Here is a 327-nt window from a genome sequence, read left to right on the forward strand (position 1 = left end):
GAAAATTCGACCGCAGAAGAACTCTATTTTGATGAATACTATTTCAGTCTCAAGGACCCCGTTAGTCAGATTCCGTTTTCTCTGGATTTACGGACCTACGATGTGAATCTAGTTGAAAAGTTGAAGCCAGGAGAGAAAGTACAAGTAAAACTTATCTACGGTATAGATGATGAAACAAACTTTGGTTTTACATACGAAGATGCCATGTGGACAGAATTAGTCGCAGAAGGTATCTAATTGCTGTAGAAAAAGTTTTAAATACTGCACAATTTTGCGGGTTTATAACGCTCCTTGGTTCAGATTGTTCGGCTTGATAATCGACCTATC

1 pseudogene is annotated in these 327 nt (G+C 38.2%); it reads left to right on the forward strand.

Going from position 1 to position 327, the window contains the following annotated elements:
- Positions 1 to 237: pseudogene (locus C1E99_RS13105) on the forward strand (hypothetical protein); the annotation flags it as partial.
- Positions 238 to 327 lie beyond the last annotated feature (90 nt).

The organism is Streptococcus suis (assembly GCF_002964045.1).
GTDB classification, from domain to species: domain Bacteria; phylum Bacillota; class Bacilli; order Lactobacillales; family Streptococcaceae; genus Streptococcus; species Streptococcus suis_U.